Annotated in this window: 16 protein-coding genes; 10 read left to right on the top strand and 6 right to left on the bottom strand. The window is 72.6% G+C overall.

Annotation, left to right across the window (positions count from 1 at the left end; translation table 11 throughout):
- Positions 1 to 69: 69 nt before the first annotated feature.
- On the top strand, positions 70 to 966 hold the full coding sequence (locus tag ACZ7EC_RS23930; RefSeq protein WP_471065510.1) for a peptidoglycan-binding protein: 897 nt from the start codon (positions 70 to 72) through the stop codon (positions 964 to 966).
- Between the two features lie 133 nt (positions 967 to 1099).
- The gene (locus ACZ7EC_RS23925) at positions 1100 to 2368 is read left to right on the top strand and encodes a GH25 family lysozyme (RefSeq protein WP_471065508.1); all 1269 of its coding nucleotides are present in this window, start codon (positions 1100 to 1102) and stop codon (positions 2366 to 2368) included.
- Positions 2369 to 2595: 227 nt separating this feature from the next.
- Here the strand turns inward: ACZ7EC_RS23925 and ACZ7EC_RS23920 are convergent, their stop codons facing one another.
- Positions 2596 to 3174 carry a TetR/AcrR family transcriptional regulator gene (locus ACZ7EC_RS23920; RefSeq protein WP_471065506.1) on the bottom strand — a complete coding sequence of 193 codons (579 nt, stop codon included), beginning with the start codon at positions 3172 to 3174 and terminating at the stop codon, positions 2596 to 2598.
- A gap of 88 nt (positions 3175 to 3262) precedes the next feature.
- Between ACZ7EC_RS23920 and ACZ7EC_RS23915 the strand changes: the two genes are divergently transcribed.
- Entirely contained in the window at positions 3263 to 4144 is an 882-nt protein-coding gene (locus ACZ7EC_RS23915; protein ID WP_471065504.1) for an SDR family oxidoreductase, read from the top strand.
- Between the two features lie 30 nt (positions 4145 to 4174).
- Here the strand turns inward: ACZ7EC_RS23915 and ACZ7EC_RS23910 are convergent, their stop codons facing one another.
- A complete protein-coding gene (locus ACZ7EC_RS23910; protein ID WP_471065502.1) occupies positions 4175 to 4531 on the bottom strand; it encodes a MerR family transcriptional regulator in 357 nt (118 codons plus the stop codon).
- Positions 4532 to 4545: 14 nt separating this feature from the next.
- Here ACZ7EC_RS23910 and ACZ7EC_RS23905 point away from each other — a divergent pair, with 14 nt between their 5' ends.
- On the top strand, positions 4546 to 4902 hold the full coding sequence (locus tag ACZ7EC_RS23905; protein ID WP_471065768.1) for a hypothetical protein: 357 nt from the start codon (positions 4546 to 4548) through the stop codon (positions 4900 to 4902).
- A 57-nt stretch (positions 4903 to 4959) separates the two neighbouring features.
- Here ACZ7EC_RS23905 and ACZ7EC_RS23900 read toward each other — a convergent pair whose 3' ends face one another.
- Positions 4960 to 5664, bottom strand: a complete 705-nt coding sequence (locus ACZ7EC_RS23900; protein WP_471065500.1) for a TetR/AcrR family transcriptional regulator — start codon at positions 5662 to 5664, stop codon at positions 4960 to 4962.
- Positions 5665 to 5799: 135 nt separating this feature from the next.
- Between ACZ7EC_RS23900 and ACZ7EC_RS23895 the strand changes: the two genes are divergently transcribed.
- Together ACZ7EC_RS23895 and ACZ7EC_RS23890 are read left to right on the top strand one after the other, a co-directional pair.
- Positions 5800 to 7287 carry an APC family permease gene (locus ACZ7EC_RS23895; protein ID WP_471065498.1) on the top strand — a complete coding sequence of 496 codons (1488 nt, stop codon included), beginning with the start codon at positions 5800 to 5802 and terminating at the stop codon, positions 7285 to 7287.
- 83 nt (positions 7288 to 7370) lie between these two features.
- Positions 7371 to 9017: an amidohydrolase gene (locus ACZ7EC_RS23890; protein ID WP_471065496.1), complete on the top strand. Its 1647-nt coding sequence runs from the start codon at positions 7371 to 7373 to the stop codon at positions 9015 to 9017.
- A 161-nt stretch (positions 9018 to 9178) separates the two neighbouring features.
- On the opposite strand, the gene ACZ7EC_RS23885 is transcribed toward ACZ7EC_RS23890, so the two are convergent.
- The 3 genes from ACZ7EC_RS23885 to ACZ7EC_RS23875 are packed head-to-tail and all read right to left on the bottom strand — an operon-like array spanning position 9179 to position 11429.
- Positions 9179 to 10036 carry a 5-oxoprolinase subunit C family protein gene (locus tag ACZ7EC_RS23885; protein ID WP_471065494.1) on the bottom strand — a complete coding sequence of 286 codons (858 nt, stop codon included), beginning with the start codon at positions 10034 to 10036 and terminating at the stop codon, positions 9179 to 9181.
- Positions 10033 to 10680: a 5-oxoprolinase subunit B family protein gene (locus ACZ7EC_RS23880; protein ID WP_471065492.1), complete on the bottom strand. Its 648-nt coding sequence runs from the start codon at positions 10678 to 10680 to the stop codon at positions 10033 to 10035. The genes ACZ7EC_RS23885 and ACZ7EC_RS23880 overlap by 4 nt, the downstream gene beginning before the upstream one ends.
- On the bottom strand, positions 10677 to 11429 hold the full coding sequence (locus ACZ7EC_RS23875) for a LamB/YcsF family protein (RefSeq protein WP_471065490.1): 753 nt from the start codon (positions 11427 to 11429) through the stop codon (positions 10677 to 10679). The genes ACZ7EC_RS23880 and ACZ7EC_RS23875 overlap by 4 nt, the downstream gene beginning before the upstream one ends.
- A 188-nt stretch (positions 11430 to 11617) precedes the next feature.
- Here ACZ7EC_RS23875 and ACZ7EC_RS23870 point away from each other — a divergent pair, with 188 nt between their 5' ends.
- The 4 genes from ACZ7EC_RS23870 (at position 11618) to ACZ7EC_RS23855 (ending at position 15054) form a co-directional block, all read left to right on the top strand.
- Positions 11618 to 12337, top strand: a complete 720-nt coding sequence (locus ACZ7EC_RS23870) for a DUF969 domain-containing protein (protein WP_471065488.1) — start codon at positions 11618 to 11620, stop codon at positions 12335 to 12337.
- Entirely contained in the window at positions 12334 to 13308 is a 975-nt protein-coding gene (locus tag ACZ7EC_RS23865) for a DUF979 domain-containing protein (protein WP_471065486.1), read from the top strand. Before ACZ7EC_RS23870 ends, ACZ7EC_RS23865 begins: the two co-directional genes overlap by 4 nt.
- A gap of 76 nt (positions 13309 to 13384) precedes the next feature.
- Positions 13385 to 14035 carry a pyroglutamyl-peptidase I gene (gene pcp / locus ACZ7EC_RS23860; RefSeq protein WP_471065484.1) on the top strand — a complete coding sequence of 217 codons (651 nt, stop codon included), beginning with the start codon at positions 13385 to 13387 and terminating at the stop codon, positions 14033 to 14035.
- Positions 14035 to 15054, top strand: coding sequence for a DUF2891 domain-containing protein (locus ACZ7EC_RS23855; protein ID WP_471065482.1), 1020 nt, complete (start codon positions 14035 to 14037; stop codon positions 15052 to 15054). The genes pcp and ACZ7EC_RS23855 overlap by 1 nt, the downstream gene beginning before the upstream one ends.
- The last annotated feature ends 182 nt before the right edge of the window (positions 15055 to 15236 follow it).

The raw sequence follows: 15236 nt of genomic DNA, 5'->3' as shown, positions 1-15236 counted from the left end.
GAGCCACCACCGCAGACGCGGCGGCGAAGGTCACACGGGGAAAAGGGACGCGCGACTATGAGCAACGACATGAAGCATTCCGCACGACTGCGGACGAGAAGGGCCGTACTCGGAGCCCTCGCGGCGGTACTCGTCTCCGGCGCGGTGCTGGCGGGCCCCACTGCGGCGTCGGCGGATTCGGCCGATATCAGGCTGGGGCAGTCCGACCTGAACGGGCTGGCGTACAACGCCGGCACCGTCGACGGAGTCAGCGGACCGCAGACCGAGGCAGCGGCCGAGTCCTTCCAGTCCGACCGGTGCCTGAGCGTCGACGGGATCATCGGCAGCCAGACGCTCGGCGAACTGGAGACCGTCGTCAAGGAGGTCCAGGGCAAGGCCGGGGTCAGCCAGGACGGCGACTACGGCAGCGGCACCGCCGCCGCGGTCAAGAACTACCAGAGCGCGCACCAGCTCACCGCCGACGGCATCGCCGGCCCGGACACCATGAAGTCGATGGGCATCACGCGGCTCGTCGCGAGCTGCCACACCGGCAGCGCCCAGCGCGACAAGATCGTCAGCGTGGCCAAGAGCCAGCTCGGCGTCCGCGCCGACTCCGGCAACTGCGTTCCCGGCAAGCCGTACAGCATCTGCGCGGACTGGTGCGCGGCCTTCGCCACCTGGGTCTGGCGGGACGCCGGAGAGAACATCCCGTTCATGACCTACGTGCCGAACGTGTACGACTGGGCGGTCAGCCACAACCGCTGGTACGGCACCAGCCTGCTGCACGACGCGCTTCCGGGCGACATGATCATTTTCGGTACCGCCACCAACCGCTACCACATCGGGATCGTCGACCACGTCAGCGGATCGACCGTCTACGTGATCTCGGGCAACACCTCCAACCCGAGCGACTCCAGCCAGATCGGCGTCTACGACAAGAGCTACCCGCTGTCCAGCTCCGTCTTCTACGGGCTGGTCCGGGCCTAGTACGACCAGCGTCGCCGGCATCACCGGCCTCACCGACGTCTCCACTCGCCTGCCGCCGGCGCCGCAGAGGCACACGACGTGCCTCCGCGGTGCCGGTCGACCCTGCGCCGACCTCCGAAACGGAGAACCACTGATGAACAGAACCCTGGCCGCCGCCGTCACACTCGGCCTCACCGTGCTGGTCGCATCGGCCGGTCTGCCGCACGACGTAGCCCGTGCCGCAGCGATCCCGGCACCGGCCCGTCCCTGGCACGAGGACGCCGACCACATGGGCTCCGGACTCATCGCCCGCATGCCGGCCAGGACCGTTCACGAGTCGGTCACCGCACCCGCGATCCCCGACGCCGCAGGAACGCTGAAGGGCCTGGACGTCAGCGCGTTCCAGGAGAACATCGACTGGGCGTCGGCGGCATCGAAAGGCGCGTCCTTCGCCTACGTCAAGGCGACCGAGGGCACCGACTACACCAGCGGCCAGTTCTCCCAGCAGTACAACGGATCCGCGGCGGCGGGCCTGATCCGCGGCGCCTACCACTTCGCCCTGCCCAACACCTCCGGCGGCAGCGCCCAAGCCGACTACTTCATCGCCCACGGCGGAGGCTGGTCCGACGACGGCAAGACCCTCCCCGGCGCGCTCGACATCGAGTACAACCCCTACGGAGCCACCTGCTACGGTCTCAGCCCAAGCGCGATGGTCTCCTGGATCACCGCCTTCAGCAACGAGTACCACACCAGGACCGGCCGCTACCCGATCGTCTACTCCACGCGGGACTGGTGGTCGACCTGCACCGGCGACTCCGCCACGCCCGGCCAGCACGACCCCCTGTGGATCGCCGACTACAGCGGATCGCCCACCCCGCTCCCCGGCGGCTGGAGCACCTACACCATCTGGCAGAACGCCGCCAGCGGCACCTTCCCCGGCGACCAGGACGTCTTCAACGGCACCACCACGGACCTCGAAACCTTCGCCCACGGCCCCTACACTCCGCCCCCGCCACCCCCTGGCAGCGGCTGGCCCATCGTCTCCCAGGGCGCCACCGGCCACAGCACGACAACCATCCAGTACCTGCTCGACGCCCACGGCTACACCCTCACCGTCGACGGCGACTTCGGTCCGGCGACGCGAAGTGCGGTCATCGCCTTCCAGACCGGCAAGGGCCTCACTGCCGACGGCATCGTCGGCCCCGACACCTGGGCGGCACTCGTCGTCACAGTGCGGGAGGGCGACAGCGGGCCGGCCGTGAAGGCCGTGCAGGACGAACTGACCGCACATGGCCACCCCGTCGACGTGGACGGCGACTTCGGCCCGGCGACGCGAAGTGCGGTCATCGCCTTCCAGACCAGCAGGAGCCTCACCGGCGACGGCATCGTCGGCCCCCACACCTGGGCAGCACTCGTCTCCTGACGGCAGGAGGCGCAGCCTCGGATGGTGCAGCCGCAGCCGCGCATCGGTAGTCGTCATGTCCTTCATACCCGCCCCGGCGATCACCGGCTCGTGACAGTCACTCCGATGAGCCCACAGCGATCGGCTCCGCGGTTTGTCAGGACGAGCACGGCGTCCCGGAGGCGGTCGACGGGCGGAATGCCCGTGGCGCCGGCAGGGCACGGCGGGCGACAGCCGAGTGGCGTCGATCAGCCCAGCGACGCAGTCGCCGCACGCAGGTCTTCCAAGGCCGCCAGTGCGTGTGGCGCGAGCCCTTCGGTGTCATCACGATCGCCTTCGGACCACTGGGCGTATCCCCGTTTGAACGCGAGGACTCCCAGCTCGGCCGCGAGGTGCGCGGTCGGGTCGGGGACGCCGCGGGCGACGAGCGCGGCGGTCATGGCGGCCGCGAGGCCGACGCTCTTGAGGGCGTCGCGCTCTTGCAGTTCGGTGCTGGCTGCCACGGCTGCCCTGAGGCGGGGGCCGAGTTCGCGGTTCGCCGGTCCCATGGCGCTCGACGCGCGCTCGAGACCGGCTGCCACCGCCTGGAGCGGGCTGGCGCTCGCGGGGGCCTCGGCGATGCCGTCGGCGAGCAGCCTGCTCAGCGTCTCCTGGCCGGCGACCAACAGCTCGCGCTTGTCGGAGAAGTGCCGGAAGAAGGTGCTCTTGGTGACGCCCGCGCGCTCGGCGATCTGCGTCACCGTGGTGGCGTCGTAGCCCTGCTCCGTGAACAGGTCGACGGCCGCAGCGACGAGTCGCTCGGGCGCCCCTGGTTGCCATCTAGCCATGAGACCAGGATAGGTGATGGGACACCTGTCCCATCACCATGTAGAGTCAGTGATGGGACAAGAGTCCCATCACTTTCAGGGAGAGCTCATGCATGTCTTCGTCACCGGCGGTACCGGCACCATCGGCTCCGCCGTCGTCGCCGAACTGCTCGGCAACGGCCACACCGTTCTCGCACTGGCTCGTTCGGACGGCTCCGCACACACCCTTGAGAGCGCCGGCGCCAAGGTGCTGCGCGGAGAACTGGCGGACCTCGACGTCCTGCGGTCGGGCGCGGCGCAGTGCGACGGTGTGATCAGTCTGGCGTTCGGACGCGACTACGGCAGTCCGGACGCGCTCGCGCGGGCCATCGCCGAGGAGAGCGCCGCTCTCACCGCGCTGGGGCAGGAACTCGTCGGCAGCGACCGCCCGATCGTCGCGGTCTCGGGCACACCCTGGGTGCCGGGACGCGCCTCTGTCGAGGCCGATCCGCTGCCGACCGACGGACCGGTGGGCGGTCGGGGCCGTTCGGTCAACGCGCTGCTGGACCTCGCCCCGCGCGGTGTGCGCAGCACGGCCGTCCGTATGCCGCGCACGGTCCACAACGAGGGCAAGGGGGGATTCGCCGGCCTGTTGGCCGATCGGGCGCACCGCACCGGGGTGGTCGGCTATCCGGGCGACGGCACCCAGCGCTGGCCGGCCGTGCACGCGCTCGACGCAGCGGTCCTGTTCCGCCTGGCCCTTGAGTCCGCGCCGGCCGGGACGGCCTGGCACGCCGTCGACGACGAGGGCGACGCGGTGCGGGACATCGCGACCGTCATCGGTCGGCGACTGGGCCTTCCGGTCGAGGAGGTCCCGCAGGACGACTTCGGCCCGTTCGGCCCGATTTTCGCCATGGACCAGCCGGCGTCCAGCGCCCACACCCGCGATGCCCTCGGGTGGCAGCCGACCCATCCCGGCCTCCTCGAGGACCTGGAGAACATCCAGCCCTGACGCACACCGGTTCGAGGGGACCGTCTGCGCTCAGCCGGCCGCCCGCAGCGGGCATCCGGTGCCGACTCGTTCGGCGAGCTCGGCCCGCAGGGCGGCAAGCTGCGCCATACGCGCGTCGATGACCTTGATCTTCTCCTTGAACAGCGCGGACAACGCCCCAGCGGTGTCGGGCGCGTTCCGCAGTTCCTCGCCGGTCCGCGCGATCTCGGCCAGGGAGAAGCCGAGCGCCTGTGCGGTGCGGACGTACTGCAGCCAGGGCACCGCCTCCGGCGGGAAATCGCGATAGCCGTTGGCCAGACGCCGCCCCGTGACGAGACCGATCTTCTCGTAGAAGCGGATGGTGTCCCTGGTCAGTCCCGCTTGCGCGGCCAGCTCCCCGATGCGCACGGCTCTCCTACGTCCTGGTGCACGACGCGCTGTCGAAGACCGGTGACGCGCTCGGGCTGGGCACGCTGCCCGCCCTCGACCCGATCGAGATCCTCTACGCGAATCTGATGGGCTCGGTGGTGGTCGTCTGGGCGCTGCTCCGGATCATCGGCCCGCTGCCGGTGCACGGACTGCTCGACGGCATCGCGCGCACGCTTTTCGCCGCGTGGCAGGCGTATGCGCTGGCACACGGTGCCCCGCGCTGGCTGTGGCTGTTCTTCGCCGCCGAGGCGGCCTTCGGCGTCGTCCAGCTTGTGCCGTGGTGGCGGGCTCGACGGACCGACCTCGTGGGCCCCTCTGCCGGACAACCGCTCGGCGACGCGGGCCGGTGATACCCGGACGAGTCTCGTGGCCGCCGACCCATTCGCCGGTGGTCTCGGCACTCCGCTTCAGGGCGTGTCCCCCGGCGCCGCCGCTCCCAGTGCGCTCAGGAGCAGTTCCAGTGCCGTCTCGAACGAGCTGCCCGCCATCAGGGGCAACTCCGCGCGTGCCGCGGCCAGGTGCGGGTGGTCGGTGTCGGGCAGTTCGGCGTAGGCGCCGGTCCAGGCACGGTCGTCGGCCTCGCGGCGCTCCGGCGGGAGCGCCAGGTGGGCGGCGTCGAGGGCCGCGTGGCCCAACACGGTGTCCACGAACGCCGAGTAGTGGCGCACGGCGTCGGCGTCGCCGAACCCGGCCCGGCGCAGCAGCCCGATCCCCGCGTCCACGGCCCTGATCTCGTGGGGCCGCCGCGTCACCCGGTACGCGGCGAGGGCGGCCACCCGCGGCTGCTCCCGGTAGCCGCGGTGGATCCGCAGCGCCATCTCGCGCAGCGCGTCCCGCCATGGCATGCGGTCGGGCTCGAACCCGGCCATCGCGTCGCCGATGATCCGGTCGGCGACGGCCAGCAGCAGATCGTCGGTGTCGTGGAAGTACCGGTACAGCGCGCTCGGATCGCAGCCGAGCGCGGCGCCCAGCCGCCGCACGCTCAGCGCGTCCGGGCCGTGCTGCCCGACGAGCCGCAGCGCGCAGTCGACGATCACGTCCTCGGACAGCAGCACCCCCGACCTGGTCGGTCTGCGCCGTCGCCGCTCCGCCGGAATCCGCCCATCCGTCACCGTACGCGCCCCTTCCCCGCCTCTGAACCGTGCCGTGAACGCCTTATGTCAACACCATTGACGCAACGTTGACAAGGCCGGTTTGATCGCAGCCTCCTCCCGCACCTCCCGTCCCCCGGTTCCAGGAGTCTGTCCATGAGAAGTGAACCTCCCGGCCTGCGGCGTTCCCTGGGTGTCCTCGACGGCATCGCCATCGCGGCCTCCAGCACGGCCGCCACCACGAGTATCGGCATCGGCATGGGCTCGCTCGCCGCGACCGTGGGCCTTCAGGCGCCGGCGATCCTGCTGGTGGCGTTCGTCCCGATCCTCGGCATCGCGACGGCGTACGCCCGGCTCAACCGGCAGGAGCGGAACATGGGCAGCGGCTACGTCTGGGTCGGTCGCTCGCTCGGTCCCTGGCTCGGCTTCCTCACCGGCTGGGTCACGCTGGTCGGCACCCTGATCTTCATGGCGTACACGAGCGCGGTGACCGGCTCGGTGTTCCTCCAGTTCGCGAACAAGGCCCACCTGCACTCGGTCGGCGGGCTGCGCCTCGACCCGAACTCGACGGCGCTGTCCACCGTGGCCGGCCTGGTGGTGCTGGCGGCCGTCACGGTCACCGCCGTCACCGGGGTGCGCAAGGCGACCCGGCTCCAGGCGTGGCTGCTGGGCTTCGAGTACGCGGTGCTGCTCGGCTTCTGCGGCTGGGCGCTGGCCACCGGCGCGCACGGTTTCTCCTGGTCGTGGCTGAACCCGTTCGCCGTGCACGACGGCACCGGCTTCGCCCGTGGGCTGGTCCTCGCGGTGTTCTTCTTCTGGGGCTGGGACGCGGCGTTCAGCGTCACCGAGGAGACCCACGACGTACGGGACGCGGGCCGCGGCGGATTCATCGCGCTGTTCACCATGCTGGCACTGTTCCTGTACGGGTCCGTGGCCTTCCAGCGCGAGATGTCGCTGCCCGAGCTCCTGGAGCAGGGACCGCAGGCGCTCACCTACCTCGGCGCGAAGCTCGCGGACGAGCCGTGGGCGAGCCTGCCGCTGCTGGCGCTGCTGTTCTCGGCGGTGGCGTCGCTGCAGTCCAGCGTGATCCCGACGGCGCGCGGGCTGCTGGCGATGGGCCGGGACCGCACGATGGGCCAGGTGTGGACGCGGGTCAGCCCGCGCTACGGCTCCCCGGCGGCCGGCACCGTCCTCGTCACGTCGATCTCTGCGGCCGTGGCGCTGCTGGCGCTCGCCATCCCCAGGCTGAACGAGATGATCCTCGCGGCCGTCAACTCGATCGGTCTCGTGGTCGCCCTGTACTACGGCCTGACCGCGCTCGCCTGCGCGGTGCGCTTCCGGGGCATGCTGCGCACCGCGCCCCGCGAGGCGCTGCGCGCGGTCGTCGCGCCCGGCGTGAGCGGGCTCGCGCTGCTGGGCATCGGCTGCTACCTCGGCCGGGACTACGCGACGATGAGCGACCACTTCGAACTCAGCCCGGACAACGGCTGGTTCATGCTGGCGGTGCCCGCCGCGATCGTGCTGTCGGGGCTCGTCATGGCGGCCGTCGCCAAATACCGCCGCCGCTCGCCGTACTTCGTCGCCGGACACGGCACCGATGCCGGCACCGACGCCGTCCCGCTGGTCGCGACCGAACCTTCATGACGCCCGTGGAGCCCGTGGAATTCGTAGCAGCCGGCACACCGGCAGCATCCGTAACAGCCATACTTAAGCCAGGAGTTGTCCTCATGTCCGACACCACTGCCGCCGATCTGGTCTTCACCGGTGGTCCGGTCCACACCGGTTCGCCGGCCCGGTCCCGTGCGACCACCGTGGCCGTGCGCGGCGAGCGGATCGTCGCCGTCGGGCACGACGACGTACGCGAGCTGATCGGGCCGCGCACCGAGGTCGTGGACCTGGCCGGCCGGCTGCTGGTGCCGGGCTTCCAGGACGCGCACGCGCACCCCGTCGGCGGCGGCCTGGAGATGGGCCAGTGCGACCTGAGCGGGGCGGCGACCCGAGCCGAGTACCGGGAGCGGATCGCCGCGTACGCCCGGACGCACGCCGCCGCCGAGTGGATCACCGGCGGCGGCTGGGCGATGGAGGCGTTCCCCGGCGGCCTGCCGACGGCGGCCGAACTGGACGACCTCGTGTCCGACCGGCCGGTCTACCTGGTCAACCGCGACCATCACGGCGCCTGGGTCAACTCCCGCGCCCTGGAGCGGGCGGGACTCGACGCCCGTACCCCCGACCCGTCCGACGGGCGGATCGAGCGGCACCCGGACGGCACCCCGACGGGCATGCTCCAGGAGGGAGCCGCCAACCTGGTGGGCCGTCTGGTCCCGCGGGTCACCCGCGAGGAACGGGTGGCAGGGCTGCTGCGCGCCCAGCAGCTGCTGCACTCGCTCGGCATCACCGCCTGGCAGGACGCCCTCCTCGGCGAGCACGCCAACCTCACCGACCCCACCGACGCGTACCTGGCCTGCGCCGAGGACGGATCCCTCACCGCGCGGGTCGTCGGCGCGCTGTGGTGGGACCGCGCGCGGGGCACCGAGCAGATCGAGGAGCTGCTGGCGCGGCGCGCGGCGGGCACCCGCGGCCGATTCCGCTCGACGACGGTGAAGATCATGCAGGACGGGGTCGCCGAGAACGGCACGGCGGCGCTGCTCGGTCCGTACCTGGACGGCTGCGGGTGCGTGTCCGACAACAGCGGGATCAGCTTCGTGCCGCCCGAGGACCTGAAGACGTACGTGACCGAGCTGGACGCCCACGGTTTCCAGGTGCACTTCCACGCGCTGGGCGACCGCGCGGTGCGGGAGGCGCTGGACGCGGTGGAGGCGGCCCGGCGGGCCAACGGCCGTACGGACACCCGGCCGCACCTGGCCCATCTCCAAGTGGTGCACCCGGACGACATCGGCCGGTTCCGTGAGCTGGGCGCGACGGCCAACCTCCAGCCGCTGTGGGCGGCGCACGAGCCGCAGATGGACGAGCTGACCATCCCGTTCCTGGGCGCTGAGCGGGCGTCGTGGCAGTACCCGTTCGGGGCGCTTATGCGGTCGGGGGCGACGCTCGCGGCGGGCAGCGACTGGCCGGTGAGCAGCCCGGATCCGCTCCAGGGCATGCACGTGGCGGTGAATCGGGTGGCACCGGAGGCGCCCGCGGGGACGCCGGTCTTCCTGCCCGGTGAGCGCATCGGACTGCACGACGCTCTGACCGCGTACACGGCCGGCAGCGCCTACGTGAACCACCTCGACCACGAGACGGGCACGGTCGCCGAGGGGTACCTGGCGGATCTGGTGGTGCTCGACCGCGATCCGTTCGCCGGGCCGCCCGAGGAGATCGGTGCGACGCGGGTGGAGCAGACCTTCGTGGGCGGCCGCCGGGTGTTCGGCTGAGTCAGGCGTCCATGGCACGGCGGAAGCCGCAGTTCCTGTCCGCGGTCGACGCGCGGCCACGCTCCGGGGCCGCCGCGCGGTGAGGCGGGAGGGGTACGGCGTTCCGTCACGCAGGCCGACGTGCCCGCGCCGGGTGTCCAGGCCGGCCGGGGCGTGGTCCGTCAGCCGGGAGTGAACCGCACCGGTGTCCCGGCCGGGGCCTGGGCGGCGGATGCCAGGCCGGGTTCCGTGACGACCCCGACCACCGGATACCCGCCGGTCGTCGGATGGTCGTTCAGGAAGACGACCGGGCGTCCGTCCGGGGGGACCTGCACCGACCCGAGCACCATGCCCTCGCTGGGCAGTTCACCGGGCCTCGCCCGCTCCAGCGGGGGCCCCTCGGTGCGCAGGCCGACGCGGTTGCTGTGCGGGGAGACGCGGTACGTCGCCGAGAAGAGGGTGCGCAGCGCGGCCGCGGTGAACCAGTCGGCGCGGGGTCCGGGGCACAGGGGCAGGACGAGTTCGGCGGGCGGGGCCGGCCAGGGTGCCGCGCCGGGCAGCGCCGTCCGCCCGGTGGGGGCGCCCAGGGGGAGGACGTCGCCGGCGCGCAGCGGCTGCGGGCCGAGCCCGGAGAGCAGGTCGGTCGAGCGGCTGCCGAGGACCGGTGCGACGGCGACACCGCCGGCGACGGCCACGTACGAGCGCACTCCCGCCGTCGCGGTTCCGGCGTCGAGGACCGCGCCCGCGGGGACGTGCACCGGCGTGCCCCAGGCGGCGGGGCGGCCGTCGACCGTCACAGGGCAGGGCGCGCCACCGACCACGACGGTGACGGCCCGGCCGGGACGCAGGGCGCAGCCGGTCACCGTGGTCTCCAGGGCGGCGGCGTCGGGGGCGTTGCCCAGCAGGCGGTTGGCGAGGCGCAGGGCGGGCGCGTCCAGCGCTCCGGAGCGGGGGACGCCCAGGTGGGCGTGGCCGGGCCGGCCCGCGTCCTGGACCGTGGTGAGGGCGCCGGGGCGTACGACGGTGAGGTCGGGGCTCATGCCGTCCCGTCCTCGGCGACGAACCGCACGCGGGTGCCGGGAGTGAGCAGCGCCGGTTCGTCCCGTGTGAGGTCCCACAGGCGGCCGGGGTCGGGCATCGTGCCGATCAGCTGCCAGCCGCCGGGGGTGGCGCGCGGGTACACGGCGGTGTAGGGGCCCGCGAGGCCGACCGCACCGGCCGGTACCCGAGTGCGGGGGGTGCTGCGGCGCGGCACGTGCAGGGTCTCGGGCAGGCCGGTGAGGTAGCCGAATCCGGGGGCGAATCCGCAGAAGCCGACGCGGTAGGTGTACGCGCGGTGCCGGGCTGCGACCTCCTGGACGCCGATCCCCCACAGGGCGGCCACCTCGGCCAGGTCGGGCCCGTCGTAGCGGACGGGTATCTCGGCCACTCCCCCGGTGTCGGCGGCCCGCGCGGGGACGTCCCAGTGGGCGAGGCGGCGGGCCAGCGCCGCGGGGTCGGATACGCCGTCGAGGAGAACGGTCCGCGCGCCGGGCACGATCTCCTCGACCGGCGGCAGGGTTCCGGCCGCGCGACGGCGCAGGAGTTCGGCGTGGAAGGCGGCGGTGCGCTCGGCGTCGGGCAGGTCGACGAGCAGGGCGTGCCGACCGGCGGTGCGCACGGTCAGGGGCTGCTCGCCGGTCATGCGAAGGCTCCGACCTCGACGCCCGCGCTCTCCAGCGCGGCGCGGACACGGGCCGCGATGAGGGCGGCGCCCGGAGTGTCGCCGTGCACGCACAGGGAGCGTGCGGTGACCGTGACACTCGTGCCGTCCACGGCCTCGACGACGCCGTCGACCGCGAAGGCGACCGCACGGCGCACCACGGCGTCCTCGTCGGTGATGACGGCGTTCTCCCGGCGGCGCGGCACGAGGGTGCCCTCCGGCGTGTAGGCACGGTCGGCGAACGCCTCGGACACGGCGGTGAGACCCGCCTCTTCCACGGCGGCGAGCAGGCGCGAGCCGGGCAGGCCGACCACGGGCAGGCCGCCTCCCGCGAGGACCACCCCGGCGACGACGGCGCCGGCTTGCTCGGCGTCGTGGACGGTGCGGTTGTAGAGGGCGCCGTGCGGTTTGACGTAGGCGACGTCGGTGCCTGCCGCCTGGGCGAAGACGCGCAGGGCACCGATCTGGTACGCCGTCTCCGCCGCCAGTTCGTCGCCGGGCACGTCCATGGCGCGCCGTCCGAAGCCGGCGAGGTCCCGGTAGGAGACCTGGGCCCCGATCCGCACTCCGCGCTCGGCGGCGAGGTCGCAGACGCGGCGCATCACCGAGGGGTCGCCGGCATGGAATCCGCAGGCGACGTTGGCGCTGGTGACGACCGACAGGAGGGCGTCGTCGTCGGTGAGGGCCCAGCGTCCGAAGCCTTCACCGAGGTCCGCGTTGAGATCGATCACGCATTGAACGTAGACGATTGTTGAACGATCCGACAAGGGGTTCCGCGGCCATTCGAACGCGGCGACGTGAGTTCACCCCTTGTTCGATCGTTCAACGATCACCTAGGGTCCGTGCATCCCCCCGGAACCGGAAACCCGGCTCCGCCCCTGCGGGGCACCCTGTCCCCAACGCCTGAAGAAGGCCGCGCATGATCGTTCTCCTCGGTGTGGTCGTGGTGATCCTCGGATTCGTCACACGCCGCAATCCCGTCCTGGTGGTGGGCGTCGCCGGTATCGTCACCGGGCTGCTCGGCAGGATGAGCCCGCTGGAGGTCCTCGCGGCCTTCGGCCGGTCCTTCGCCGACAGCCGCTCGGTCACCGTCTTCGCCGTCGTACTCCCCGTGATCGGCCTCCTGGAGCGCTACGGCCTCCGCGAGCAGGCCCGCAACCTGATAGGCCGTCTCGGCGGTCTCAGCGCCGGCCGCTTCCTCACCGTCTATCTGCTGGTCCGGCAGGTCACGGCGGCCTTCGGCCTCAACAGCATCGGCGGTCCCGCGCAGACCGTGCGGCCGCTCGTGGCGCCCATGGCCGAGGCGGCGGCCGAACGGACCACGGGCGCGGCGCTGCCCGAGCGGCTGCGCGAGAAGGTGCGCTCCTACGCGGCCTCGGCGGACACCGTCGGTGTCTTCTTCGGCGAGGACTGCTTCATCGCGATCGGCTCGATCCTCCTGATCACCGGCTTCGTCAACTCGACGTACCACCAAGAACTCGAACCGACCCAGCTGGCGCTGTGGGCGATTCCGCTCGCCGTCTGCGCCTTCCTCATCCACGGCGCCCGTCTGCTGCTCCTGGACCGGCGACTGGAGCGCGAGATGGCGCTCGCCGCCGCGGAGCACGACCTGCCGCTGCCGAAGGGAACCACCAAGTGATCAAGGTCGAATGGCTCTACTGGCTGGTGGGCCTCGTCTTCGTCGTCATGGCCGTGCAGATGGCGGCCGACCGCAGCAATCCGAAGCGGTGGACGTCCGCGGCGTTCTGGGGGCTGCTCGGCCTCACCTTCCCCTACGGCACCGGCGTCGCCAACGGTGAGGCGCACAACGGCGGCTGGACCCTGCCCGCCGAACCGCTCGGCGTGGCGGTCCTGGTGCTGATCGTGCTCGCCGGGTTCAACTTCCTCGGCAAGGGCGTCCCGGTGACCACCACCGCCGAGCAGCGCGAGGCCTCCGCGGCCCGGCTGGGCAGCCGGATCTTCATCCCGGCCCTGACGATCCCGCTGGTCGCGATCGTGTGCGCCTCCGTGCTCGACGACTCCGGGCTGTTCGAGACGGGCAAGGCCACGCTGATCGGTCTCGGCGTCGGATGCGTCGTCGCCCTCGTCGTCGCCATGCTCGTCACGGGTGAGAAGAAGCTCTCCGTGCCGCTGCACGCCGGCCGCTCGATGCTGGAGGCGATGGGCTCCGCGCTGCTGCTGCCCCAACTCCTCGCCGTCCTCGGGTCGATCTTCGCGCTGGCCGGTGTCGGCACCCAGGTCGGCAAGATCGTCCACGACGTGCTGCCGGACGACTCGAAGTACGTCGCGGTCGTCGCGTACTGCGTCGGCATGTTCCTGTTCACGGTGATCATGGGCAACGCGTTCGCCGCCTTCCCCGTGATGACCGCGGCGATCGGCTGGCCCGTCCTGATCGAGCAGATGCACGGAAACGAGGCCGCCGTCCTCGCCATCGGCATGCTGGCCGGTTTCGCCGGCACGCTGTGCACGCCGATGGCCGCCAACTTCAACATCGTCCCGGCCACCCTGCTCGAACTGAAGGACCAGTACGGGCCGATCAAGGCGCAGATCCCCACGGCACTGCCGCTCCTGGTCTGCTGCACCGTGATCATGGCGGTCTTCGCCTTCTGAGCCGCCCGGCCGGCACCGCCCCCGGCATGCTCGCGCCCGGCCCGTCCCACCGTCGCCCCCCCGTGAAGGAAGTCCCATGACCCGTGTGCTCGTCACCGGCTTCGCCCCCTTCGGCGGCGAGACAGTGAACCCCTCCTGGCAGGCGGCCTCCCTGCTGGCCGCCGAGCCGCCCGCCGGGCTCACGGTCACCGCCGCCGAACTCCCCTGCGCCTTCGCCACCTCCCTCGGCGCGCTGCGGGACGCCGTCCGCGCCAGCGCCCCCGACCTGGTCCTCTGCCTGGGCCAGGCGGGCGGCCGGCCGGCCGTCACCGTCGAACGCGTCGGCATCAACCTCGACGACGCCCGCATCCCCGACAACGACGGCGCGCGGCCGGTGGACGAACCGGTCGTGCCCGGCGGCCCCGCCGCCTACTTCTCCTCGCTGCCCGTCAAGGCCTGCGTCGCCGCCGTGCGCGCGGCCGGGGTCCCGGCCGCCGTGTCCCACACCGCCGGAACCTTCGTCTGCAACCACGTCGCCTACGGCCTCGGCCACCTGATCGCCACCGAGTTCCCGCACGTCCGCGGCGGTTTCGTGCACGTGCCCTGGGCACCCGAGCAGGTCACCGACGGCACCGCACCGGCCCTGGAGCCCGCCACCGTCGCCCGCGGCCTGCGCGCCCTGCTGGTCGCCGCCGCCACCACCCCGGCGGACCAGGACCTGAAGACCAGCGAGGGGGCCACCCACTGATGCCGCTCGCCTCCTACGCGGCACCCTTCGCCCGGCTCGCCCTCGCCAACATCACCCGCGAGTACCCCAACTCCCCCGCCCACCTGGTCACCTCGGCCGACGAGGACGTGCGGCCGAGCACCCTGCACCCCGCCTTCTACGGTGCCTACGACTGGCACTCGTCGGTCCACATGCACTGGCTGCTCGTACGCGTGCTGCGCCGCCACGGCGCGACGCCCGCGCTCGCCCGGACGGCGGCGTTCACCGAGGTGCTCGACCGGCACCTCGCCCCGGACGCCCTCGCCGTCGAAGCCGCCTACCTCCTGGAGCGGCCCTCCTTCGAGCGGCCGTACGGCTGGGCGTGGCTGGTCGCACTCGCCGCCGAATGCCGGGCGTACGGGGGCGCCGCCGGCGCACGCTGGAGCGAGGCGCTGGCACCCGCCGTCGCCGCCGTCGACCGGCTGCTGGCCGGCTGGCTGCCGAAGGCCACCTACCCGGTGCGCCATGGCAACCACCCCAACAGCGCCTTCGCGCTCGGTCTTCTCCTGGACGCCGGGGAACTGTCCGCCACGACGACCGAGGCCGTACGGGCACGCCTGCTGGCCTGGTTCGCCGAGGACCACGACGCTCCCGCGCACTGGGAGCCCTCGGGCCAGGACTTCCTGTCGCCCGCGCTGAGCGAGGCCGACGCGATGCGCCGGGTGCTCGGCGGGGAGCGGTTCGCGCAGTGGCTCGACCGTTTCCTGCCCGCGCTGCGGTCCGGCGCGCCCTGCCCGCTCCTGGACGTGCCCGTCGTCTCCGACCACGCCGATCCGCAGATCGGTCACCTGCTGGGCCTCGCCCTGAGCAGGGCCGCCGCGCTGCGGTCGATCGCCGGGGCGCTGCCGGCCGGTCCGGTCCGCAGCCGCCTGGCCGAGGCGGCCGACGCACACCTCGCCGTCGGCCTGCCCGCCGTGGAACGCGGCGACTTCACCACCGATCACTGGCTGGCCACCTTCGCCGTGCTCGCGCTGGACGTGCCGGACCCCGTCGAGCTCTGAAGGCGGCCAAACGGTCCGGGTGACCGCGTCCGGGGTGCCCCCGAGACCACACCCGTCGAACCTGAACCGATTCGGACCCGCAGCGGGTGAGGGCGGGCGGGGCGGCCCGGCGCGGTCCGCGCCGGGCCGCCCCCCCCACGCGGTGTTCACGTGCGACAGGAACGGGGGGGTTGGTTTCGGAT

This window comes from Streptomyces sp. NPDC037203, assembly GCF_055605065.1.
Note: the sequence above shows the minus strand (reverse complement) of the source record. Positions and strands in the feature narration are given on the sequence as shown.